This window comes from Reyranella sp. (assembly GCF_017305915.1).
Taxonomy (GTDB): Bacteria; Pseudomonadota; Alphaproteobacteria; order Reyranellales; family Reyranellaceae; genus Reyranella.
In genome coordinates this window covers 70,454-92,130 of sequence record NZ_JAFKJN010000013.1, presented here as the reverse complement: position 1 = coordinate 92,130, position 21,677 = coordinate 70,454, and the positions used below count along the sequence as shown (strand labels likewise).

At 68.1% G+C, this 21,677-nt stretch carries 24 protein-coding genes; 8 read left to right on the top strand and 16 right to left on the bottom strand.

The window, feature by feature from the left end; translation table 11 throughout:
• Nucleotides 1–105: 105 nt before the first annotated feature.
• The gene (locus J0J01_RS11775; protein ID WP_296380728.1) at nucleotides 106–360 is read right to left on the bottom strand and encodes a hypothetical protein; all 255 of its coding nucleotides are present in this window, start codon (nucleotides 358–360) and stop codon (nucleotides 106–108) included.
• 126 nt (nucleotides 361–486) lie between these two features.
• Here J0J01_RS11775 and J0J01_RS11770 point away from each other — a divergent pair, with 126 nt between their 5' ends.
• From J0J01_RS11770 to J0J01_RS11755, 4 genes are all read left to right on the top strand, one after another.
• Complete coding sequence (locus J0J01_RS11770) at nucleotides 487–1,425, top strand: sugar ABC transporter permease (protein WP_296380727.1); 939 nt, start codon at nucleotides 487–489, stop codon at nucleotides 1,423–1,425.
• Between the two features lie 135 nt (nucleotides 1,426–1,560).
• The gene (locus tag J0J01_RS11765; protein ID WP_296380725.1) at nucleotides 1,561–2,352 is read left to right on the top strand and encodes a carbohydrate ABC transporter permease; all 792 of its coding nucleotides are present in this window, start codon (nucleotides 1,561–1,563) and stop codon (nucleotides 2,350–2,352) included.
• 13 nt (nucleotides 2,353–2,365) lie between these two features.
• Nucleotides 2,366–3,655, top strand: coding sequence for an ABC transporter substrate-binding protein (locus J0J01_RS11760; protein WP_296380723.1), 1,290 nt, complete (start codon nucleotides 2,366–2,368; stop codon nucleotides 3,653–3,655).
• An 8-nt stretch (nucleotides 3,656–3,663) separates the two neighbouring features.
• A complete protein-coding gene (locus J0J01_RS11755) occupies nucleotides 3,664–4,536 on the top strand; it encodes a phosphodiesterase (RefSeq protein ID WP_296380721.1) in 873 nt (290 codons plus the stop codon).
• Here J0J01_RS11755 and J0J01_RS11750 read toward each other — a convergent pair.
• From J0J01_RS11750 to J0J01_RS11730, 5 genes are read right to left on the bottom strand one after another with little or no spacing between them, the layout of a single operon-like run.
• Nucleotides 4,485–4,778, bottom strand: coding sequence for a hypothetical protein (locus J0J01_RS11750; RefSeq protein WP_296380720.1), 294 nt, complete (start codon nucleotides 4,776–4,778; stop codon nucleotides 4,485–4,487). The genes J0J01_RS11755 and J0J01_RS11750 overlap by 52 nt on opposite strands.
• 26 nt (nucleotides 4,779–4,804) lie before the next feature.
• The gene (locus J0J01_RS11745) at nucleotides 4,805–5,995 is read right to left on the bottom strand and encodes a CaiB/BaiF CoA-transferase family protein (RefSeq protein ID WP_296380718.1); all 1,191 of its coding nucleotides are present in this window, start codon (nucleotides 5,993–5,995) and stop codon (nucleotides 4,805–4,807) included.
• 8 nt (nucleotides 5,996–6,003) lie between these two features.
• On the bottom strand, nucleotides 6,004–6,615 hold the full coding sequence (locus J0J01_RS11740) for a hypothetical protein (protein WP_296380717.1): 612 nt from the start codon (nucleotides 6,613–6,615) through the stop codon (nucleotides 6,004–6,006).
• Nucleotides 6,539–7,081, bottom strand: coding sequence for a hypothetical protein (locus tag J0J01_RS11735; RefSeq protein WP_296380716.1), 543 nt, complete (start codon nucleotides 7,079–7,081; stop codon nucleotides 6,539–6,541). The genes J0J01_RS11740 and J0J01_RS11735 overlap by 77 nt, the downstream gene beginning before the upstream one ends.
• A 6-nt stretch (nucleotides 7,082–7,087) precedes the next feature.
• Nucleotides 7,088–7,726 carry a hypothetical protein gene (locus tag J0J01_RS11730; RefSeq protein WP_296380714.1) on the bottom strand — a complete coding sequence of 213 codons (639 nt, stop codon included), beginning with the start codon at nucleotides 7,724–7,726 and terminating at the stop codon, nucleotides 7,088–7,090.
• Between the two features lie 49 nt (nucleotides 7,727–7,775).
• On the opposite strand from J0J01_RS11730, the gene tcuA reads away from it, so the two are divergent.
• Nucleotides 7,776–9,266: an FAD-dependent tricarballylate dehydrogenase TcuA gene (tcuA, locus tag J0J01_RS11725; RefSeq protein WP_296380712.1), complete on the top strand. Its 1,491-nt coding sequence runs from the start codon at nucleotides 7,776–7,778 to the stop codon at nucleotides 9,264–9,266.
• 8 nt (nucleotides 9,267–9,274) lie between these two features.
• Nucleotides 9,275–9,844: a DUF488 domain-containing protein gene (locus J0J01_RS11720; RefSeq protein WP_296380710.1), complete on the top strand. Its 570-nt coding sequence runs from the start codon at nucleotides 9,275–9,277 to the stop codon at nucleotides 9,842–9,844.
• On the opposite strand, the gene J0J01_RS11715 is transcribed toward J0J01_RS11720, so the two are convergent.
• Nucleotides 9,841–10,893 carry an MBL fold metallo-hydrolase gene (locus J0J01_RS11715; protein ID WP_296380708.1) on the bottom strand — a complete coding sequence of 351 codons (1,053 nt, stop codon included), beginning with the start codon at nucleotides 10,891–10,893 and terminating at the stop codon, nucleotides 9,841–9,843. The two genes, J0J01_RS11720 and J0J01_RS11715, sit on opposite strands and share 4 nt — an antisense overlap.
• Nucleotides 10,894–10,958: 65 nt before the next feature.
• Between J0J01_RS11715 and J0J01_RS11710 the strand changes: the two genes are divergently transcribed.
• The gene (locus J0J01_RS11710) at nucleotides 10,959–11,933 is read left to right on the top strand and encodes a tripartite tricarboxylate transporter substrate binding protein (RefSeq protein ID WP_296380706.1); all 975 of its coding nucleotides are present in this window, start codon (nucleotides 10,959–10,961) and stop codon (nucleotides 11,931–11,933) included.
• Nucleotides 11,934–12,024: 91 nt separating this feature from the next.
• On the opposite strand, the gene J0J01_RS11705 is transcribed toward J0J01_RS11710, so the two are convergent.
• The 5 genes from J0J01_RS11705 to J0J01_RS11685 all read right to left on the bottom strand — a co-directional run bounded on the left by J0J01_RS11705 (nucleotide 12,025) and on the right by J0J01_RS11685 (nucleotide 16,129).
• Nucleotides 12,025–12,333, bottom strand: coding sequence for a hypothetical protein (locus tag J0J01_RS11705; protein ID WP_296380703.1), 309 nt, complete (start codon nucleotides 12,331–12,333; stop codon nucleotides 12,025–12,027).
• A complete protein-coding gene (locus J0J01_RS11700) occupies nucleotides 12,334–12,576 on the bottom strand; it encodes a hypothetical protein (protein WP_296380702.1) in 243 nt (80 codons plus the stop codon). It lies immediately after the preceding gene.
• Nucleotides 12,577–12,718: 142 nt separating this feature from the next.
• A complete protein-coding gene (locus tag J0J01_RS11695) occupies nucleotides 12,719–13,114 on the bottom strand; it encodes a hypothetical protein (RefSeq protein ID WP_296380700.1) in 396 nt (131 codons plus the stop codon).
• Between the two features lie 69 nt (nucleotides 13,115–13,183).
• Nucleotides 13,184–14,767 (bottom strand): phosphoglycerate dehydrogenase, encoded by a 1,584-nt coding sequence (gene serA, locus J0J01_RS11690; RefSeq protein WP_296380698.1) that lies wholly within the window; start codon nucleotides 14,765–14,767, stop codon nucleotides 13,184–13,186.
• Nucleotides 14,768–14,974: 207 nt separating this feature from the next.
• A complete protein-coding gene (locus J0J01_RS11685; RefSeq protein WP_296380696.1) occupies nucleotides 14,975–16,129 on the bottom strand; it encodes a phosphoserine transaminase in 1,155 nt (384 codons plus the stop codon).
• A gap of 125 nt (nucleotides 16,130–16,254) precedes the next feature.
• Between J0J01_RS11685 and J0J01_RS11680 the strand changes: the two genes are divergently transcribed.
• Nucleotides 16,255–17,457 carry an SGNH/GDSL hydrolase family protein gene (locus J0J01_RS11680; protein WP_296380695.1) on the top strand — a complete coding sequence of 401 codons (1,203 nt, stop codon included), beginning with the start codon at nucleotides 16,255–16,257 and terminating at the stop codon, nucleotides 17,455–17,457.
• Between the two features lie 488 nt (nucleotides 17,458–17,945).
• On the opposite strand, the gene J0J01_RS11675 is transcribed toward J0J01_RS11680, so the two are convergent.
• The 4 genes from J0J01_RS11675 to J0J01_RS11660 form a co-directional block, all read right to left on the bottom strand.
• Complete coding sequence (locus tag J0J01_RS11675; RefSeq protein ID WP_296380693.1) at nucleotides 17,946–19,526, bottom strand: hypothetical protein; 1,581 nt, start codon at nucleotides 19,524–19,526, stop codon at nucleotides 17,946–17,948.
• 123 nt (nucleotides 19,527–19,649) lie between these two features.
• Nucleotides 19,650–19,928, bottom strand: a complete 279-nt coding sequence (locus tag J0J01_RS11670) for a cupin domain-containing protein (protein ID WP_296380691.1) — start codon at nucleotides 19,926–19,928, stop codon at nucleotides 19,650–19,652.
• Nucleotides 19,929–19,939: 11 nt separating this feature from the next.
• On the bottom strand, nucleotides 19,940–20,662 hold the full coding sequence (locus J0J01_RS11665) for a class I SAM-dependent methyltransferase (protein WP_296380689.1): 723 nt from the start codon (nucleotides 20,660–20,662) through the stop codon (nucleotides 19,940–19,942).
• The gene (locus tag J0J01_RS11660; RefSeq protein WP_296380687.1) at nucleotides 20,659–21,636 is read right to left on the bottom strand and encodes a glycosyltransferase family 2 protein; all 978 of its coding nucleotides are present in this window, start codon (nucleotides 21,634–21,636) and stop codon (nucleotides 20,659–20,661) included. Before J0J01_RS11660 ends, J0J01_RS11665 begins: the two co-directional genes overlap by 4 nt.
• Nucleotides 21,637–21,677 lie beyond the last annotated feature (41 nt).

Here is a 21,677-nt window from a genome sequence, read left to right as displayed (position 1 = left end):
GGCGGCCGCCGTGATCGGCATCGTCAGCCGGCGCTGCGGTGGGGCTGGCGCCGACCGATCGGGTGATCGATTCGCCGCCCGAGACCTCGGCGGACGGCGCGCCGGTCAGGCTCGCCAAAGGCGGATGAAGCGGATTGCCACCGCGGCCAGCCAGGCCACCGCGAAGAAGGTCACGGCTGCTCGCACAGCCACTGTCGCAACCTCCGGCGACACGCGCGCCGGCTCGTTGCCGAGCCGCTGCAAGCCGGCGATCAGGCCGAAGCCCGCGCCGATTCCGAGGCTCGCCAGCATCCAGCGCCAGTTGCGCGCCGGCGCACAGCTTTCGGCCACGGCGCGGCGCAGATAGCTCCACGCTTTCATCGCCCTCATCGTAGCCTGGGCCTCGGCTGACGATGGCGGCGATTTGTCCCCGCCTCGCAGTTCGGCGTAACATCGCCGTAACAAGAAGGAAATGGACGCATCATGGGGGGACAGTAGCGGTCGCGCATGACATCCGTGGCTGCAGCCCAGGCGCCGTTCGACGCTTCGCACGCTCGACCGGTATCCGGTCACCGGCTGCAGCGCCGGCTCTTGCCCTGGCTGCTGCTGGCGCCGTCGCTGCTGCTGCTGGCGGCCTTCACCTACCTGCCGATCGGGCGCGTCGCCTGGGAATCGCTGCATGACAAGCCGCATGCGACGGGCAAGACGCTGTTCGTCGGGCTCGGCAACTACACTGCGCTGTTCGCCGACAAGGCCTTCACCCAGTCGGTCGCCAACAACCTGATCTATGCCGCCGGCACGGTGCCGGCGAGCATGGCCCTGGCGCTGCTGTTCGCTTTGGCCGTCCAGCGCGCGACCCGCTTCAACGCGATCATGCGGGCGATCCTGCTGTTCCCGTCGATGGTGCCGCTGGTCGCGGCGGCGTCGCTGTTCTTCTTCATCTTCCTGCCCGGCGTCGGGCTGTTCGACCATTACCTCGCCAAGCTCGGCGTGCGCGGCGCCAACTGGCTGGGCGATCCCGACGTGGCGCTGTGGTCGCTGATCGGCATCACGGTGTGGAAGAACGCCGGCTACTACATGCTGTTCTATCTCGCGGGGCTGACGACGCTGCCCGGCGAGGTGCTCGAGGCCGCGACCATCGACGGCTGCAACGCCTGGCAGCGGCTGCGCTACGTGATCGTGCCGCTGCTCGCCCCGACGACGGCGTTCGTGCTGGTGATCGCGTTGATCAACGTGCTGACCCAGGTCGACCATGTGATCGTGCTGACCAAGGGCGGGCCCAGCAACTCGACCAAGCTGGTGCTCTATTACATCTACGAGCAGGCGCACGAGAACTTCGCCTACGGCAAGGCCGCCGCCGCAAGCCTGCTCTCGGTGTCGTTCCTGCTCGCGCTCTCGGTGTTCTCCCTCAAGACCATGGAGCGCGGCGCCCATGCAGCCTCGTAACCGTCGCCCCGAGCGAAGCCGAGGGGCCTTCTCTCCATTGAGACAGCCATGACCGCGGAGACGGGGTCCCTCCACTCCGCTTCGCTCCGGTCGGGACGACGGCGGCAGCGCAGCGCCCTCGTCGTTGCCGGCCTGATGGCGATCACGGCCTTCCTGTGGTCGACGCCCTTCCTGTGGACGCTGGTGGCATCGTTCCGGCCGGAGACCGCGGGCGGCATCGGCATGGCCTCGCTGCTGCCGGACTACATCCCGACGCTCGACAACTTCCGCAACGCCTTCGAGAGCGGCGATTTCGCCGTCTACTACGTGAACACCGCGATCGTGGCGTTCGGGATTCTGGCCGTACAGATCGTCACGATCTCGCTGGCGGGCTACGCCTTCGCGCGGCTCTCCTTCCCCGGCCGCGAGACGATCTTCTACGTCTTCCTGCTGCAGCTCATGCTGGTGCCGCCGATCCTGATCGTGCCCAACCTGCGCACCATCGTCGATCTCGGCCTGTACGGCAGCCTGGCGGGCGTGATGGCGCCCTACTTCGCCTCGGCCTTCGGCACCTTCCTGATGCGCCAGACCTTCCGCCAGATCCCGCGCGACTTCGAGGAGGCCGCCGTGATCGACGGCGCGCACTGGGGACAGGCGCTGTGGCATGTGCTTTTGCCGATGGCCAAGCCCGGCCTGATCGCCTTCTCGCTGGTATCGCTGATGGCGCACTGGAACGAGTTCCTGTGGCCGCTGATGGTGCTGAACGAGCCACGCACCCATACGCTCACGATCGGCCTCGCCACCTTCGCCCTCTCGACCGAGGGCGGCCGCGAATGGGGCCTGCTGGCCGCCGGCACGCTGCTGGTGATGGCGCCGCTGCTGCTCCTGTTCGCGATCTTCCAGCGTCAGTTCGTCAACAGCTTCATGTTCGCAGGACTCAAAGGATGAAGGGAGACTTCTCATGCGTTGGATCAAGTCATTGGCCGTTGCGGTGGCGCTCGCGCCAACCGCCACATGGGCGCAGACCAAGATCGATTTCTTCTTTCCGGTGCCGGTCGACGGCAAGCTGTCGCGCGAGATGACGCGGCTGGTCAAGGTCTACAACGACAGCCAGAAGGAGGTCGCCGTCACCGCCGCCTACACCGGCAGCTACGACGACACCAAGCTCAAGGCGCAGGCCGCGGCCAAGGCCGGCAAGCCGCCGGCGGTGGTGCTGATGAGCGCCAACTTCGTATTGGACCTCAAGCTCGCGGGCGACATCGTCTCGCTCGAGCCGCTGCTCAAGGCCGACGGCACGACCAAGGCGAAGTTCCTCGACGACTTCTGGCCTGCGGTGCATGCCAACGCCATCGTCGACGGCGACCTCTACGCCATTCCGTTCCAGAACTCGACGCCGCTGCTCTATTACAACAAGGACCATTTCAAGGAGGCCGGCCTCGATCCGGAGAAGCCGCCGCAGACCTGGGCGGAGCTGGTCGACGCCGCCAAGAAGCTGACCAGATCAGACCGCATGGGCTTCGGCCTGCCCGAAGGCTACGACTACATGGGCTGGATCATGGAAGCGCTCTCGATGTCCAACGGCGGCCGCTACTTCAACGAGGAGTATGGCGGCGAGGTCTACTACGACACGCCCTCGATGCTGGGCGCGGCGCAATTCGTCGAGGACCTGGTGTTCAAGCACAAGGTGATGGCGCAGGGCGTGGTCGAGGGCCCGGCGCTGTCGACCACCTTCCTCGCCGGCAAGGTCTCGATGATGCTGCTGTCGACCGGCAGCCTCTCCTTCGTGCGCGATAACATGAAGCAGCCGTTCGGCGTCGCCTTCGTGCCGAGGAACGTGCGCAACGCCGTGCCGATCGGCGGCGGCTCTCTGGTGATGTTCAAGGGCCTCAGCGAGGAGCAGAAGGCGGCGGGCTGGAAGTTCGCCAAGTGGCTCTCCTCGACCGAGACCCTGGGCGGCTGGAGCCGCTTCACCGGCTACTTCTCGCCGCGCAAGTCGCCCTACGACACCGCCGAGATGAAGGACTTCATGGCCAAGAACCCCGAGGCCAAGGTGGCGCTCGACCAGCTCCCCTACGCCAAGCCGTGGTTCGCGACCTACCAGACCGTGGCGGTGCGCAAGGCGCTGGAGGACGAGATCCAGGCGGTGCTGAACGGCAAGAAGAAGGCGCCCCAGGCGGTCAAGGACGCGCAGAAGAACGCCGACGCGCTGATGAAGCCCTATGTCGACCAGACCGCGCTGAAGCTGCCATAAGGTCCACCATGACCCTCATCGCCCAGATCACCGACCTGCATATCCGGCCGTCGGGCAAGAAGGCCTACGGCATCGTCGACACCGAGGCGATGCTGCGCGCCGCGGTCGCGTCGATCCTCGCCCAGCCGCTCAAGCCCGACGCGGTCATCGCGTCGGGCGACCTGACCGACTGCGGCCTCGTCGAGGAGTACGAGCTGCTGCGCGACTGCCTCAGGCCGCTCTCGATGCCGGTGTACCTCATCCCCGGCAATCACGACCGCCGCGAGAACATGCGGCTGGTGTTCGGCGGCGACGGCTACCTGCCGAAGATTGGCTCCGGGGGCGGCGAGCACCTCCACTACACCGTCGAGGACCTGCCTATGCGGCTGATCGGCCTCGACACCGTCGTGCCGGGCAAGGGCCACGGCGAGATGGACGGCCCCCGGCTCGACTGGCTGAAGGCGCGGCTCGACGAGCAGCCCGACCGCCCGACCTTCATCTTCATGCATCACCCGCCGTTCCCGACGGGGCTGCAGCACATGGATTCGATCAACTGCCGCAACGCCCCGGCGATGGCCGCGCTCCTCAAGGACCGCGCCAACATCGAGCGGGTCGCCTGCGGCCATCATCACCGCTCGATCCAGATCCGCTGGGCCGGCACCATCGGCTCGGTGGCGCCGAGCGTTGCCCACCAGGTCGTGCTCGACCTGATGCCGCACGACGACGCCACCTTCACCATGGAGCCGCCGGGCTATCACCTGCATCTGTGGCAGCCCGAGGTCGGCACGATCACCCACACCGCCTTCATCGGCAGCTTCTCGGGCCCACACCCCTTCCTGCTCGATCCCGACTACCCGGCGTTCGGCGACGAGGAGTCGGCGCCGGCGACGCACAAGATGTGACTCTGCATTTGCATCCGCGTTGCAATGCGCGGCTGCCGATTGCCTCGGACCGCTTCGTGCTGGCTGGCGATCAGATGCGGCGTCCAGCCGCTGCCGACCGCGGCGTCCTTCTCGAGCTCGATGCGCACGCAGATGAAACACAGCAGCAGGCCGATCAGCCCGATCCCGGCGAAGCCGAACCAGACGACGAAGACGAAGGCGATCAGGCCCGCGACCAGCCATCCCAGGGCAGCGACAGCCAACGCGACCGTCCTGCCCTCCATCGCCGCTATTTCGGACCGAGCGCGCCGGCGGCCTCGAGCGCGGCGATGCCGGCCTTGTCGTAGCCGATCTCCCCCAGCACCTGGTCGTTGTGCTGGCCGACCTCGGGCGGATCGCTGACCAAGGGCGGCCGCCAGCCCAGCATCTGGAACGGCAGCAGCGGCAGGCGCGTCTTCACCCCGCCCGGCAGGGTGGTCGGCGCCAGCGAGCCGTTGGCCAGCAGGTGCGGATGGTCGAACAGGTCCTGCGGCCGCGCCACCGGCGCGAAGGAGATGTCGGCGTCGAGGCACATCTGCTCGAGCGCGTCCTTGGTGTAGCGCTTGAACACCTCGGCGACCTTCGGCACCAGCCATGGCCGCGCCTCGATGCGCTGGTTGTTGGTGGCGAGCCTGGGGTCGGAGGCCAGCGCGTCCTGCTTGAAGAACTCGCAGAAGCGCTTCCACTGGCCGTCCGAGGTGATGCCGATGAAGACCTGCTGGCCGTCCGAGGTGTTGAAGATCTCGTAGATCGCCCACGAGCTCACCCGCTCGGGCATCGGCGGCGGCGGCGCGCCATTCATCGCCGTGATCGCCAGATGCTGGCCCATCAGGAACACCACCGATTCGAACAGCGCCGATTCGACGAGCCCGCCCTTCCCCGTGCGGTCGCGCTGCTTCAGCGCGAGCACCGTGCCGAAGGCGCCGAACATGCCGCCCATGATGTCGACCACCGAGGTGCCGGCGCGCAACGGCCGCCCGCTCGGGCCGGTCATGTAGGCGAGCCCGCCCATCATCTGCACGACCTCGTCGAGCGCCGGCCGCTTCTCGTACGGACCCGGCAGGAAGCCCTTGAGCGCGCAGTAGACCAGGCGCGGATTGATCTTCTCGATGTCCGCCGGCCCCAGCCCGCGCTTGGCCATCGAGCCCGGCGCGAAGTTCTCGATCATCACGTCGGCCGACTGCAGCAGCTTGACCAGCACCTTGCGGCCCTCGGTCGAATCGGCGTCGAGCGCCAGGCTCTTCTTGTTGCGGTTGAAGTAGCCGAAGAAGCCGCCGCCGAAGCCGCGCAGCCGGCGGGTGCGGTCGCCGTCGACCGGCTCGACCTTGATCACCTCGGCGCCCAGGTCGGCCAGGATCATGCCGCAGGACGGACCGAGGATGGTGTGCGTGAGCTCGACGACGCGGACGCCTTTGAGAGGCGGTTCAACAGAGGAGGTCATGCTTTTCTCTAGTCCTTGCCGGGTTTGGCCGTCCAGCGCGGCGGCAGGAGCCGGGTGTTGAGGACGAACGGACCGCCGTTGTCGCTGAGCCGGAGCGAGCCGAGCACGGGCAGGTCATATTCGCTGCGGAAGTAGAGTTCGGACCGCAGCGCCACGTCCAGATCGCCGGCGCGGAACGGACAGGTGAAGCTCGCCTGCTCGCCCGGCCCGAGGCGCGCGGGGATCTTCGATCCGTCGGCCTCGACCGGCGGCATGTCGGACGCGTCGACGCCGGCCAGCGCACAGCGGATCTTCAGATGGGAGAGCGGGAACCACGCGCTGGCATTCTCGATCCGGAACGTGACCTCGAACGGTGAGCCCACCCTGACCCGCTCCGACGAGTAAGCCGGGAGCGGGCGGAGCGACCAGATGCCGAAGGCAGCTCCGGCCAGCGCGGCGACGCTCGCCACGACCGTCGCCAGCCACAGGAACGACTGCGCGCCGATGGTCGCCATCTCGAGCAAGCCCTGCTGCAGCGGCGGCTCGGCGGCGAACGGAGGCCGCCTACCCGGACGCGGCGCCTTGGCCGCCGGAGAGCTTTTCTTGCCGCGCCTTGCCGGCTTGCGCTTGGTCGTCGTCATCGACCGTCAAAATACCAGTGTCCGGTGGGGGAAAGCGGTCGAGGTAAGCCCGCGCGCGCGGCAAAGCGTCGTAGAGGAATTGTCCCGGTTCGCGCAGCCACAGGCCCTCGATCTGGCGCGACCGCGGCTCGGAGGTCAGCACGTCGCGCGGCACCGTCACCAGGGTGGCGTCCCAGCCGGGCCACAGCCGCCGCGAGCCCCTCCAGGCATGCCTCAGGAAGGCGTCGCGCTTCGCATAGCCGTGGAAATCGAACACCCAGTCATCGGTGCCGACGAAGATGTGGTTGCCCCAGTAGCCGGGCGCGGGCTTGATCCAGGTGACGACGTGCTCGGGCCGGCCATACCGCTCGAGGAAGGCGTGCGCCAGGATGTGGCAGCCGCCGCAGGCGAAGAACACTCTATCGGGCAGCGCCCAGTGCTTGACCGGGTCGCGCTTGGTATGGCCGGGCGTTCGCGGCTGGTACATCCGCCTTCAGGCGAACCAGCCTTCGATGTCCTTGGTGAACGGCAGGCCGGCCGAGTCGCCCAGCACCTGGTGGCTCATGCCGGCGCCGATCAGGAAGGCCTCCTGGTGCGGCACGGCGTTGCTCCTGAGCATCGTCCGGATGGCCTTGCCGTCATGGCCCCAGCCGACCGCCTCGACCTTGCCGTCGAAGGCCCGGTTGACGACCGACAGGAACGCCGCGCGCTCCTCGTCCGAGAGCGCCGGCACCGCATCGATGTCGCCCAGCAGGAACAGCCGGCCGCCGAATTTCGCCACCAGGGCGGCGACCGAGTTGCGCGCTTCGACGATGACCTCGCGGTTCGGCCCGCGGCGGACGCGGGCGGCCAGCGACAGCGGCATCACCGCGGTGCCGAGGTTGGCGCCGGTGTTCATCAGCGACGCGGTCAGTTCCTTGTAGGTGATGCCCAGCCGTTCCGCCCGACGGACGCGCATTTTCGCGATCTCGGGGCTGGGTGTCTTCCAGGCCTTGGCGGCGGCGCGACGCCATACCCAGGCCTCCCACGACATGTCGAAGGTCGGCCCGTTGTTGTGGCCGATACCGGGACGGCGCAGCAAAGCCTCGACATTGGCGTGCCGCAGTTTTAGACGGTCGAACCGATCACCCATGGCGGGGCATTGTACTGCAAGCCGCATGCCAAAATCGAGGAGCGGACGCGTGGACGATTTCCAGGTCGATGTCTTGGTGGTGGGCGCGGGCAATGCCGCGGCCTGTGCGGCCCTGGCGGCGCGCGAGGCCGGCGCCTCGGTGGCGATGCTGGAAGCGGCGCCCGAGGAAGAGCGCGGCGGCAACAGCACCTATACCGCCGGCGCCATGCGGGTGGTATTCCACGGCGTCGACGATCTTGCCCAGCTCTACGACCTCACCGAGGACGAGAAGCGCGACGTCGATTTCGGCTCCTACTCGGCCGACCAGTTCCTCGACGACATGGGCCGGGTGACCAACTATCGATGCGACCCCGAGCTGACCGACATCCTGATCAGCCGCAGCTTCGAGACGCTGAAGTGGATGCGCGGCAAGGGCGTGCGCTTCCAGCCGTCCTACGGCCGCCAGGCCTTCAAGGTGAACGGCAAGTACAAGTTCTGGGGCGGCCTCGCCGTCGAGGCGTGGGGCGGCGGTCCGGGCCTGGTCGATCTCGAGCACAAGGCGGCCGTCAAGGCCGGCATCCCGATCCACTACGAGACCGCGGCGGTGTCGCTGATCGAGGAGGACGGCGTGGTGCGCGGCGTGATCGCCCGGCACAAGGGCCGCAAGATCCGGATCGGCGCCAAGGCGGTGGTGCTGGCGTGCGGCGGCTTCGAGAGCAACGCCGAGATGCGCACGCGCTATCTCGGGCCCACGTGGGACCTCGCCAAGGTGCGCGGCACGCGGTTCAACACCGGCGCCGGCATCAACATGGCGCTGGCGATCGGCGCCAAGGCGCACGGCAACTGGTCGGGCGGCCACGCCGTCGGCTGGGACATGAACGCGCCGGAGTTCGGCGACCTCGAGGTCGGCGACAACTTCCAGAAGCACTCCTACCCGCTCGGCATCATGGTCAACGCCAACGGCGTGCGCTTCGTCGACGAGGGCGCCGACTTCCGCAACTACACCTACGCCAAGTACGGCGCGGTGATCCTGTCCCAGCCGCAGCAGTTCGCGTGGCAGATCTTCGATTCGAAGGTGCTCGACAAGCTGCGCGACGAATACCGCATCAAGCGCATGACCAAGGTGCGCGCCGACACCATCGAGGAGCTGGCGACCAAGCTCGAGGGCGTGAACCAGGAGCAGTTCCTCAAGACCCTCAAGGAATGGAACGCGGCGGTGATGACCGAGGTGCCGTTCAACCCGGCGGTCAAGGACGGCCGCGGCGTGCGCGGCCTCGCCGTGCCGAAGAGCAACTGGGCCAACACCATCGACACCGCGCCGTTCGAGGCCTACGCGGTGACCTGCGGCCTCACCTTCACCTTCGGCGGTCTCAAGATCACGACCAGCGGCGAGGTCGAGAGCACCGACGGCCACGTCATCCCCGGCCTGTTCGCCGCCGGCGAGCTGGTCGGCGGGCTGTTCTATCACAACTACCCCGGCGGCACGGGGCTGGTGTCCGGCGCCGTGCTGGGCAAGCTCGCGGGCGACGGCGCCGGCAAGTACGTCTCGGGCAAGAACTGAGCGGAGCGATGGCGCGGCGGCAGGCTCGCCCCAAGCCGGAATGGCCCGACGGCGCGATCTTCACCGTCGGCCATTCGACCCTGTCGATCGAGGGCTTCGCCGACCTGCTCGCCGCCTACGGGATCGAGACGGTCGCCGACATCCGTACCGTGCCGCGCTCGCGCCGCAACCCCCAGTTCAACGCCGACGCCCTGCCGAAGTCCCTCGCCGGACACGGCGTCGCGTATGTCGGCCTGCCGGGCCTGGGCGGCTTGCGCAAGACGTCGAAGGACTCGCCCAACAAGGGCTGGCGCAACGACAGCTTTCGCGGCTACGCCGACTACATGCAGACGCCCGCCTTCGCAGGCGCGCTCGGCGAGCTGATCGATCTCAGCCGGCACGCGCGCGTTGCCATCATGTGCGCCGAAGCCGTGCCGTGGCGCTGCCACCGCTCGCTGGTCGCCGATGCGCTCGAGGTGCGCGGCATTCCTTCGGTGGAGATCCTGTCGAGGACCAGCCATCGCCTGCACAAGCTCACGCCGTTCGCTGAAGTGCACGGCACCAGCCTGACCTATCCGCCTTTGCCGGACGCGCCCTAAAACGGACAGGTCGCCGGCTGGCGCACGACCGTCGGCGGCGGCAGCGTGTGGCGGTCTGCCGGATCGATCCCGGCAGCGGCCAATATGTCGACTGGCTTGAACAGCGGCATGAAGGCGACCCGGACGCCGCTCCTGTCCGCCAGGTCGCGAACGATCGCCATGTCTGCCGGAAGGTCGTCGGGCCAGCCGAACCATTTGAGCCGCTGATCGAGCGGCCGCGTGTAGTCGTCCCAATGAACCGGAATGACCAGCTTCGCACCGGTCTTCTTCACGACCTGCTCCCAATAGTCCGCGGCAAAGGCCGGGCCCTGACGGGCGAGCAGCGCCACGCCCAGGAACACCACATCGGCCCGCACGCCATCATAGAGCCCGTCCACGTAGTTGGTGCTGGAGTGGATCAGGACGGTGCGGCCGTCGTGCTCGACCAGGAAGGAATAGGTGCCGCCCTGCTCGTACTCGAAGATCCGCGCCGGCACCGTGAAGCCGGGATCGACGTCGTCGTCCAGCGCGGGAATCGGGAACGGCGGCGCCGGCGTGTGCTTGGCCTTGAAGACCCCGACCTTGAACGAGCCGAACTGGAACTGCTCGCCGCCCTCGACCAGGCGCGTGCGGTCCTGCGGGAGGTTCTCCGCCCTGACGATACGGCAGGTCGAAATCGAGCCCACGACCGTGGCGCCGGTCGCCGTCGCGACAGTGGCAGAATCGAGCGCGTGGTCGAAGTGCGAGTGCGGCACCAGCACGGCCTCGAGGCCCCCGACCTCGCCCTGCCCCAGCGCCCACCTGATCGCACCGGCGTCGGGCTGCAGCGGCTGGGTGATGCCCTTGATGAAATCGGGCCGCGAGAAGAAGCCGTCGGTCATGATCGCCGACCGGCCGTCGCTCAGCAAAATGGTCGAGACGCCGAAGAACCGCGCCGTCAGCCGGTTGTCCGGCAAGGTCGTTGGCGGCAATTCGCCCGAAGGCTGCGGGTCGTAGTAGCCGGCGCAACCAGCCAGGGCCATCAGCAAGGCGCCGACGAGCGCGACCTTCCACCCCCGGTACGGTCTCATGCGCCTTGCCTCCCGCCGCCGTTTGCGACAAACAACGGCCGAATCATCATCGTTGGAGACGGCTCATGACAAGCCTCAACCGCCGCCAAGCGCTCGCCCTGGGTTCGACCGCCCTGCTGCTGCCGTCCGCCGGGCGGGCGCAGGCCTGGCCGAGCGGCCCGGTGACCTTCGTGGTCGGCTATGCCGCGGGCGGCAGCACGGACATCAACGCCCGCGAGCTGGGCCAGGTCATGACGCCGGTCATCGGCCAGCAGATCGTCATCGACAACAAGGGCGGCGCCGCCGGCTCGATCGGCCTGCGCGCCGTGGCGGCCGCCAAGCCGGACGGCCAGACGTTGTTCGTCGCCGTCGGCACCAACGTGATCATCAACCCGCATGTCCAGAAGGGCATGATCGACACCATCTCCGCCCTCGCGCCGGTCTGCCAGGTGACGGACTACCAGTACGTCCTCGTCGTGGGCAACAAGGTGCCGGCCAACAACGCCGCCGAGCTGGTGGCGCTGGCCAAGAAGGACCCCGAGAAGCTGACCTATTCGTCGTCGGGCGTCGGCGGCAACAACCATCTCGCCGGCGCGCTGTTCGCCAAGGCAGCCGGGATCAAGATGACCCACGTGCCCTACAAGGGGACGGGGCCGGCCGTGGCCGACGTGATCAGCGGCCAGATAACCATGAACTTCTCGTCGCTGCCGCCCGCGGTGTCGCAGATCAAGGGCGGCAATCTCAGGGCCCTGGCGGTGACCGGCAACAAGCGCGTCAAGTCGCTGCCCGACGTGCCGACCCTGAAGGAGCAGGGCATCGACGTCGTCGTGACCAGCTGGCAAGGCCTGTTCGCGCCCGCCAAGACGCCGGCGGACGTTCTCGACAAGATCGAGAAGGCCGCCAAGGAGGCGATGAAGAACCCCAAATGGGACGAGGCCCTGGCCAGGGACGGCCTGGAGCAGCCGCCCGAGCGCACGCGCGCGGAGTTCACCCAGTTCGTCAAGGACGAGCACACCTTCTGGGGCAAGACCCTGAAGGAGCTCAACGTCGAGATGGAATGAGTCTTCGCGTTGCCTGCCCCCTCCCTGCCTCCCCCGTCAGACGGGGGAGGTGGCCCGAAGGGCCGGAGGGGGAAAGCCACGCGAAGGACGTCTACCGCTTCGGCACCATGCAGAAGCCCTGGGCCTCGATGCCGAGCGGCGGATTGAACTTCGAGCGGAAGTTCTCGAAGGCGATCGCCGCGGTCAGCTCGACGATCTGCGGCTCGGTGAAATGCTGCTTCACCTTCGCGAACAGCGCGTCGTCGACCTGCCGGTCGGTGTAGGTGATGGCCTCGGCATATTCGAGCGCCACCCGCTCGGCCTCGCTGAAGAGCGCGCTGTCGCGCCAGGTCAACAGCTCGCCGAGCTTGTCCAGGCCGCCGTCCGTGGTTTCCGCGGCACGCGCGGAATTGATGTCCATTCAAAACGGACAGCCGTTGATCGTGGCCACGCGGGTATAGATCAGCGGCAGCATGCCCTTGGGGAGCTGGCCCGACTGCTCGAACGCCAGGCCCATCACGCCGGCGGCACGCAGGATCGGCGGGCAATGCGCCATCACCTTGGCCGGGTTCAGGAGGTCGCCGAACAGCTCGCGCTGCTTGTCGAAGATCGGCTTCAGGGTCGGATCGCCGCCATCGTCGGCGATCTCGCTCACTCGAGGCATTCGCTACTCCTTCGCAGGGGACGGATATCATAGCTCTGATATCTCTCCCCGGCGCCAGAGCATTTTTCATGTCAGGGTCGATCCCGTTCATCCGTCGCCGGATGGCCGCGCTCCGCCAGGTCCGCGGTCGGCAGCAGCCCGATCAACCTGCGGGATGCGACCAGTCGCGGACTTCGGGCTCGTCCAGCCAGGCGCGCGCCTCCTTCGGATCGGCGAAGAAGCGCATCGGGCGGTCGGCGACGGCCAGGATGCCGAGCATGCGGGCGAAGGTGTCGTACTTCTCGCGCGGCATGACGATCGCCAGCGGGCCGGCCAGCCCGAGCTGCTGCATGCCGCGCATCCGCACCGCCAGCGCCATGATGGCGTCCGCGTCCATCAGCGGCTCGCCGACGCTGCCGTCGAACAGCTTGCGATAGTTGCCCGCCCCCGCGCCTTCGATGGCGTCGAGGTAGGCGTCCATCTCGTCCTTGCGCACACCGCCGTCGGCCACCGCCGTCACCAGTCGCTCACGCGAATCGATCGTCCAGTACAAAGGCATCGGTACCCGCCACCCGGCAACTCTACCCGCCGGCAGATTTTTCCAAAACCCGTACCTTGGTCGACTAGACTAGAAGCCGAGCGCCTTGGCCTGCACCACGCCCTCCAGCCCGGCGATCTTCGCCGTCAGCTCGGGCGACAGCGGCTGATCGACCTGGACCAGCGCGATCGCCGAGCCGCCGGGCTTGTCGCGGCCGAGATGGAAGGTGGCGATGTTGACCTTGTTCTCGCCGAGCAGCGTGCCCAGCCGGCCGATGAAGCCCGGCTTGTCGTCGTTGGTGATGTAGAGCATGTGCGGCGCGAACTCGGCCTCGATCTCGATGCCCTTGATCTCGACGATGCGCGGATGCTTGCCGCCGAACAGCGTGCCCGAGATCGAGCGCGTGTACTTGTCGGTGGTGACCGAGATGCGGATCATCGAGCTGTAGTCGCTGTCGCGCTCGTGCTTGACCTCGGCGACCTCGATGCCGCGCTCGCGGGCGATCACCGGCGCGTTGACCATGTTGACCGTGTCGAGCTGCGGCCGCAGCACGCCGGTCAGCGCCATCTGGGTCAGCGGCTTGACGTTGAGCGCCGCCACCTGGCCCTCGTACTCGATCGCCACCGCCTTGATGTCGGTGTCGGTGAGCTGGCCGGCGAACGAGCCGAGTTTCTCGGCGAGGTCGAGATAGGGCGCCAGCCGCGGCGCCTCCTCGGCCGTCACGTTCGGCATGTTGAGCGAGTTCTGGATCGCGCCGGTCAGCAGGTAGTCCGACATCTGCTCGGCGACCTGCAGGGCCACGTTCTCCTGCGCCTCGACGGTCGCGGCGCCGAGATGCGGCGTGCAGACCAGGTTCGGCGCGCCGAACAGCACGTTGGCCTTGGCCGGCTCCTCGGTGAAGACGTCGAAGCCCGCGCCGGCGATGTGGCCGGAGACCAGCAGGTCGCGCACCGCCAGCTCGTCGACCAGGCCGCCGCGCGCGCAGTTGATCAGGCGCACGCCCTTCTTGGTCTTCATCAGGTTGGCGCGGCCCAGGATGTTCTTGGTCTGGTCGGTGAGCGGCGTGTGCACGCTGATGATGTCGGCGCGCGGCAGCAGCTGCTCCAGCGTCACCTTCTCGACGCCGAGCTGGGCGGCGCGCTCCTCGCTCAGGAACGGGTCGTAGGCGATCACCCGCATCTTCAGGCCGATCGCGCGCTCGGCGACGATCGAGCCGATGTTGCCGCAGCCGATCAACCCCAGGGACTTGAAGCTGAGCTCGGTGCCGAGGAAGCGGTTCTTCTCCCACTTGCCGGCCTGGGTGCTGGCATTGGCGTCGGCGACCTGGCGGGCGACCGCGAACATCAGGGCAATGGCGTGCTCGGCGGTGGTGATGGCGTTGCCGAACGGCGTGTTCATCACCACGACGCCGTGCGCGGTCGCCGACTTGAGGTCGACATTGTCGACGCCGATGCCGGCGCGGCCGACCACCTTGAGCTTCTTGGCCTCCGCCAGCACCTCGGCCGTGACCTTGGTGGCCGAGCGGATGGCGAGGCCTTCGTAGTTGCCGACGATGGCGCGCAGCTCGGCCGGCTTGAGGCCCGGCTTGAAGTCGACATCGCAGCCGCGCTCGCTGAAGATCTCGACGGCGCGCGGGGAAAGCTCGTCGGAGATGAGAACCTTGGGTTTGGCCATTTCAATCGCTCCTGATTCAGCTTCCTCCCCTTCGCGGACTCCGCGAAGGGGAGGTGTCGCCTCGCCACTTTCGCGCAAAGCGCGATAGTGGCCTATACGGCGACGGAGGGGTCATGAGTCACAGACGGGCGTTGAGGCTTCCGACCCCTCCGCCCGCGACCACGCGGGCACCTCCCCTTGGCGGATTCCGCCAAGGGGAGGAAAGGGTCATGAAAATTCGCGTTCGATCTCGGTATAGGCCCAGTCGAGCCAGGGCAGCAGCGCTTCGAGGTCGGTCGTCTCGACGGTGGCGCCGCACCAGATGCGCAGGCCTGGCGGGGCGTCGCGATAAGCGCCGACGTCGTACGCCGCCTTCTCGCTCTCCAGCAGATCGGCCATCTTCTTCGCCGCCGCGGCCTGCCTGTCGGCCGCCAGCGCGGTGAACCACGGTGCGGCGATGGTGAGGCACACAGAGGTGTTGGAGCGGATCGCCTCGTCCGGCGCAAGGAAGGCGATCCACTTCCGCTCGGCCACGAATTTCTCGAGCACGCCGAGATTGTCGCCCGAGCGCTTCATCAGGCCCTTCAGCCCGCCGACGCTCTCGCCCCATTTCAGGCCGTCGATCGCGTCCTCGACGCAGAGCAGCGACGGCGTGTTGATGGTGTCGCCCTTGAAGATCGCCTCGGAGAACTTGCCGCCCGCTGTCAGGCGGAAGATTTTTGGCAGCGGCCACGGGGGCGAATAGCTTTCGAGCCGCTGGATGGCGCGCGGCGACAGCACCAGCATGCCGTGCGCGCCCTCGCCGCCCATCACCTTCTGCCAGGACCAGGTGACGACATCGAGCTTGGCCCACGGCAGGTCCATCGCGAACACCGCCGAGGTGGCGTCGCAGATCGCGAGGCCTTCGCGGTCATCGGCGATCCAGTCGCCGTTCGGCACCTTCACGCCCGAGGTCGTGCCGTTCCAGGTGAAGACCACGTCGTGCGTCCAGTCGACGGCGTCCAAGTCGGCGATCTGGCCGTAGGGCGCTTTGAGCACGCGGGCGTCCTTGAGCTTGAGCTGCTTGGCGACGTCGGTGACCCAGCCCTCGCCGAAGCTTTCCCACGTCAGCATGTCCACGGGCCGCGCGCCGAGCAGCGACCACAGCGCCATCTCGACCGCGCCGGTGTCCGACGCCGGCACGATGGCGATGCGGTAGTCGGCCGGGATGCCGAGCAGCGACCGGGTGCGGTCGACGGCTTCGACGATCTTCTTCTTCCCGATCTTGGAGCGATGGGACCGCCCGACGGCGGCATCCCCGAGAACTTCCGGAGTCCATCCCGGGCGCTTGGCGCAGGGTCCCGACGAGAAATCGGGACGCGCCGGACGTGCGTTCGGCTTCATCTTTACCTCTCCCTTACAGAAGAGCTGCACTCCGGTGGGGGAGCGTGGCCCGCGGCCCGTATACGGATGTCGGCCGGTTCCGTCAATGCGTGGCGTTCCCCCGGCAAACGCAATAGAGGTGGAGCATGGGGAGATTTTCTCGGGCTTTCGTCGCGACGCTGATGACGCTCGCCGTCTCCATCGTCGTCGCGGAGATGGTCGCACGCTGGGTGTTCGGCCTGCAGCTGCTGCACTATCGCTGGCCCTATCAGCCGCTGTTCGTCACCGGCGACTACCAGTACCTCGTGCCCAACGACCGCCTGGCCCTCGCGCCGGGCGGCCCCGATTCGCTGGGCTACAAGGCGCGCGGCTTCGGCTTCTACACCTCGCCCGAGGCGATCCCGGCGTCGAGCACGCCGCTCAGCGACTTCCTGTTCAGCCACGAGCGCTCGCGCTATCCGGCCGCCGAGGTCGACCGCATCACCTGCGCGCAACCCGACGCGATCCTGATCTATGCGCTGGGCGGCTCGGTGGCGCAGGGCTTCTCGGCGAGCGGCAAGGAGACGACCTGGCATGCCGTGCTCGAGACGCGGCTGCGCGAGACGCTCGGCCGACAGGACGTCTATGTCTTCAACGCCGCGATGGGCGGCTTCGTGTCGCTGCAGGAGCGGCTCGCCTTCCATCTCGCCGTGGCGCCGCGCAACGCCACGCTCGCGATCGTGCTCGACGGCTACAACGACGTCATCATCCCGGCCAATTCGGCGGTGCGGCCGGGCGATCCATGGCAGCTCGGCCTGCGCTTCAGCCAGTTCTACGGCGACGGCCTCGTGTGGTGGCTGTCGACCCACAGCGCGATCCTGCACACACTGATGCAGAACGAGCTGGAGGACGACGTGCTCGCCTTCCGCCGGCGGCTGGAACGGGACGACGCGCTGTTCGCGCGCCACGCCCGGTCGATCGCCGGGCTCTACACCGAGAACATGAACGAGCTCCTGACCTCGTGCGCCGGCCGCAAGCTTAGCTGCTTCGTGGCGATCCAGCCCGGCCGGGCGATGAGTGCCGCCTACTCCGGCGTCGCCCGCGACGACATCCTCAGCCAGAAGCGCATGGTGGCGCTGTACGACACGCTCAAGCAGGCGGTCGCGGCGAGCCCGCAGCACGACCGTTTCGTCGACCTGACGCACCTGTTCGACGGCGAGGGCAAGCTCGCGCTCTACAAGGACAGCGTCCATCCCGGCGACGAGGGACAGGCGCTGCTCGGCGAGGCGCTGCTCGCCCCGACGCTCGCGGCGCTGGCGTCAGCGACCCAGGTCAAGCCGCCGCCGCAGCGCTGCGAGCGGATGCGCTGAACAAAGGCACTCATGCTCATGCGGACCGCGGGCCTCCAGGCCCGCTCATGAGCGGAGCTGGAGCTCCGCGGTCCGTAAGACATGACGCGCCGCGCCCGGGCTGTGGATAAGCCCGTTCGGGCGAATCGCTTTATGGGCAATGGAACGCGGGTCGACCCGCGTCTTCCTTGACCAAAAATCGCTTCCATTGCCCATAATAGGTGTCAGGCGCTCCAGCGTGCAGAGTCGCGCGCATGACGATGCGCCACGTCACGACCATTCCCGAAAGGGCCGCCCGCGCCCTGCGCGCGGTCCGTCCGGGATTGCGGATAGAGTATTTTTTCAGGGGACCCCCGGAGTCGATGGATTCGTGGACTCCGGGCCGAAAACGCCGATGCCATCGGCATCGAACCGGTCCACACCGGTGTGGACTCTTGCGGACTTTCGGGGACTCCCCGCGTCCGGGGCGGGCAGGTCGGCACGACAGACGGAGTTCAATCCATCGCGTTCTAGCGACGCCGAAGCTCGTAGTAGGTGCCCGCCGCCGGCACATCGAGCAGCTTCGTCGCCTCGTAGCCACCGTGCAGCATGGCGTGGATCGCCGGCGCGCGGTCGGCGGCGGACAGCGCACCGAGATGGCCGGCCAGCTCGGCTTCGCTCCAGGTCCAGACGTCGCCGATCACCACCCGATAGCCGCGCGTGAACGCCGCTTCGAGATCGCCGCGGATCGACTGGGCGTGATGCTCGGGTGTCCAGCGGGCGTGGCGGATGGCGCCGGCATCGAGGGCGATCCATTTGAACCTGGCGTCGTTGGGCGTGCCGTCCCAGTCCCAGGTGTGGCTCCACAGCGCGTACTGCCACATGGTGATGTCCTCGAAGCCCCAGTAGACGAACACCGTCCGCTCGGGCGGCAAGCTGCGCTCGATCGTCGCCAGCGCCGCCAGCGCCCGGGTGTCGCCGCCGCGAAAGCGCGCGAGCGAGACCGCGTTGACCGCCAGCGGCACGAGCGACAGCACCGCCAGCACGGCGAACAGCGCGCGGCGCTCGCGCCAGGCCATCCACAGCAGCAGCGCCCACGCCACCGTCAGCCAGGCCATGACATTGACCTGCATCTGCGGGTCGTGCGGCTGGGAGTAGAAGTTCAGCACCTGCCCCGCCGCCAGGGTGCCGAGGAACACGACGGCGATCGCGCGCAGCCGCGGATCGGCACGATGCTTCCACGAGACGGCGACGGCTGCTGCGAAGATCGCGAGCTGGACCAGCACCGACAGCACCAGCAGCAGCGCCGCCTCCTGCGCCTCGACCGGCGTCGCGAGCGTGCCCAGCACCACCAGGTAGCTGCCGACGCCCGCCAGCATCATCCAGAGCTTGGCGACACCCACCCCGCCCCAGCCGCTGTCGACGCCCTTGCCGGTCCACAGCAGGTCGTGCAGGCCGACCGCGCCCGCATGGCCCTCCCAGATCTGCTGCACGATGCCGGCGGTGGCGACGACCGTGACCAGCAGCACGGCGATCGACGCGGCGCGGCGCTTCCACGGCGCCTCGGCGAGGCTGAGCGCCAGCACCAGCGCCGGCAGGGTCGGGAAGATCAACCGCCATTCGACCAGCCAGCCCAGCGTGAACAGCACGCCGACGCCGATCGCGCGGCCCGCCGTCGGCCGGTCGAACCACAGGCCGGCCAGCAGCATCGCCATCAGCACCAGGACGTAGCCCGGCATGATGTCCTCGTTGATCACCGCCAGCAGCAGCACGAAGCCGCAGCCGAGATGGAACACCGCCGCCAGCGCCGCGATCCGCCGCTCGCCCGTCAGGCGCAGCACGAAGGCATGGACCGCGGCGACGCCCAGGCTCGCCCAAAAGGCATTGAGGTACGCGAACTGCTTCCACGCCACGCCGCGCAAGATGCCGAGCGCATCGAGCAGCCGCGCCGAGGCGCCGTACAGCGGGAAGTAGAGGTAGTTCGAGGGATCGAGACGGGCGTGGCGGAAGTCGGCGATCCACGGCTCGGCCTGGAGGCTTTTGTACATCCCGTTGGCGGTGACGACGTGCACGTTCTGCAGCCAGCCGATCAGGCCGCACAGGAAGATCAACGAGAGGACGAACGCCAGCGCCGTCGGCCAGCCGCGCTCTGTCGTCCCGAGCGTAGCGAGGGATCTTTTCGGCAGCAGGAAAGATCCCTCGCTACGCTCGGGATGACGGCGCGTGCTCGACCATCAGAACTTGCGGCCGAGCAGCACCACCGCGCCTTCGTTGCCGTAGCTCTCGTAATGCAGGCAGCCGCGCGGCATCATGAAGGTCTCGCCGGGCCTGTAGGTCCGGCTCGCGCCGTCGCGCGTCAGCGTCAGCGCGCCCTTGATCACCATGGCGCGCACGTCGAACGGATGCGAGTGCTCGGGATTGACCTTGGCGCCGGGCGTGGTGTTGGTCATGACGTCGTAGCCGTCGCGCTTGAGCTCGGCTTCGAAGACCCGGGTATCAAGGGTCGTGTTCATGGCTTGCTCCCTCAGGCGGGCTTTCGCGCCGCCACGGCATATTGCGCCCCGAGCGGCAGCCACGCCAGAGCCCGGTCGACGAAGCGGAGGAAAGCCATCCCCGGCGGCATGAACATCAGGTAGTCGGTCTCGAGCTCGTAGCGGCCCGAGCCCAGCAGCCCCTCCTGGACCTCGTTGGCATCGAGCAGGATGGCGTTCGCGTCGATCGGCGTGCGGGCAATCACGTGGCGCACCAAGGGGTTGCGCGGATTGTGCTCGAACACATAGAGCCGGCCGCCCGGCTTCAGCACCCGGCCGAGCTCGGCATAGACCGCCGGCCGCTCGGCCACCGGCACGTGGTGCAGCACGGCGCTGATCGTGGCGACGTCGAACTGGCCGTCGGCGAAGGGCGTGTGTGCGCCGTCCTGCGCCGACAGCACCGGCGCCGATCCCGCCCCCGCCGGCCAGCGCCGGGCCGCCTCGTCGAGCATGCCGGTCGAGACATCACAGCCTGTGAACGTGCCGCGCGCGCCCAGCCCGGCGAGCACCCGCATCAGGTCGCCGGCGCCGCAGCCGTAGTCGAGCAGGCTGAGGCCGTCCCGCTTCAAGCCGGGCTCGTGGCGCAGCAGCCAGCGCGCCTTCACCGCGATGAACGAATCGGCATCGCCCAGCGCCTTCTTGACCGGGTTGTCGAGGCCGCCGTCGTAGGTCGCGGCGTGCCGATCAAACTCCGGAGGGTCGAGCTCGGCGCTCATTCGGGGCCGCCCCCACGACCGTCGACGATCTCGCGGATCATGAACAGCGGCCGGCCCTTGCTCTGGTCGTACAGCCGGCCGAGATAGGCGCCGATGATGCCGAGCATCAGGAACTGCATGCCGCCCAGCACGCCGATCGCCGCCATCAGCGACGTCCAGCCCGGCAGGGTGTGGCCGATCAGCCAGCCGACGATCGAATAGACGAAGAAGGCGAAGCCGACCGCCGCCATGATCCAGCCGATGGTCATCGAGGCCATCAGCGGCACCACCGAGAAGGCGGTGATCGCGTCGGCGGCGAAGCGGATCATCTTGGAGAGGGGATACTTGCTCTCGCCGGCCGCGCGCGGCTTGCGGTCGTAGACGATCGGCACCTGCCGGCCGCCGATCCACGCCACCATGCCGCGGATGAAGCGATGCCGCTCGGGCATCGCCAGCAGCAGGTCGAGGACGCGCCGCGTCACCAGCCGGAAGTCGCCGGCATCGAGCGGGATCTCGACGTCGGTCATGCGGCCGATCAGGCGGTAGAAGGCGGCGGCGGTGGCGCGCTTGAACAGGCTCTCGCCCTCACGCGCACGGCGCTGGCCGTAGACCACGTCCGCTCCCCCCTTGCCATCGATACCATCCATCAGCGCCATCATGTCGGGCAGCAGCTCAGGCGGATCCTGCAGGTCGGCGTCGATGATCAGGATGCGCTCGCCGCGGCAGATCGACAGCCCGGCGGTCAGCGCGAGCTGATGGCCATGGTTGCGCATCAGCCGCACCGCGACGATGCGCGAATCCTGCGCCGCAGCCTTGGTCATGGTCTCCCAGGTGCGATCGCGCGAGCCGTCGTCGACCACCACGATCTCGGCCGTGCCGCCCAGGCCGCTGCCCAGCCGATCGAGCACGGCGCCGACGCGGGCCAGGAACTCCGGCAGCACGCCCTCCTCGTTGAAGCAGGGCGCCACCACGGACAGGGCGGGGCGGACGGTCATCGGCCGAGCAATAGCCCAACCGCCGATGGAAACAAGCGCCT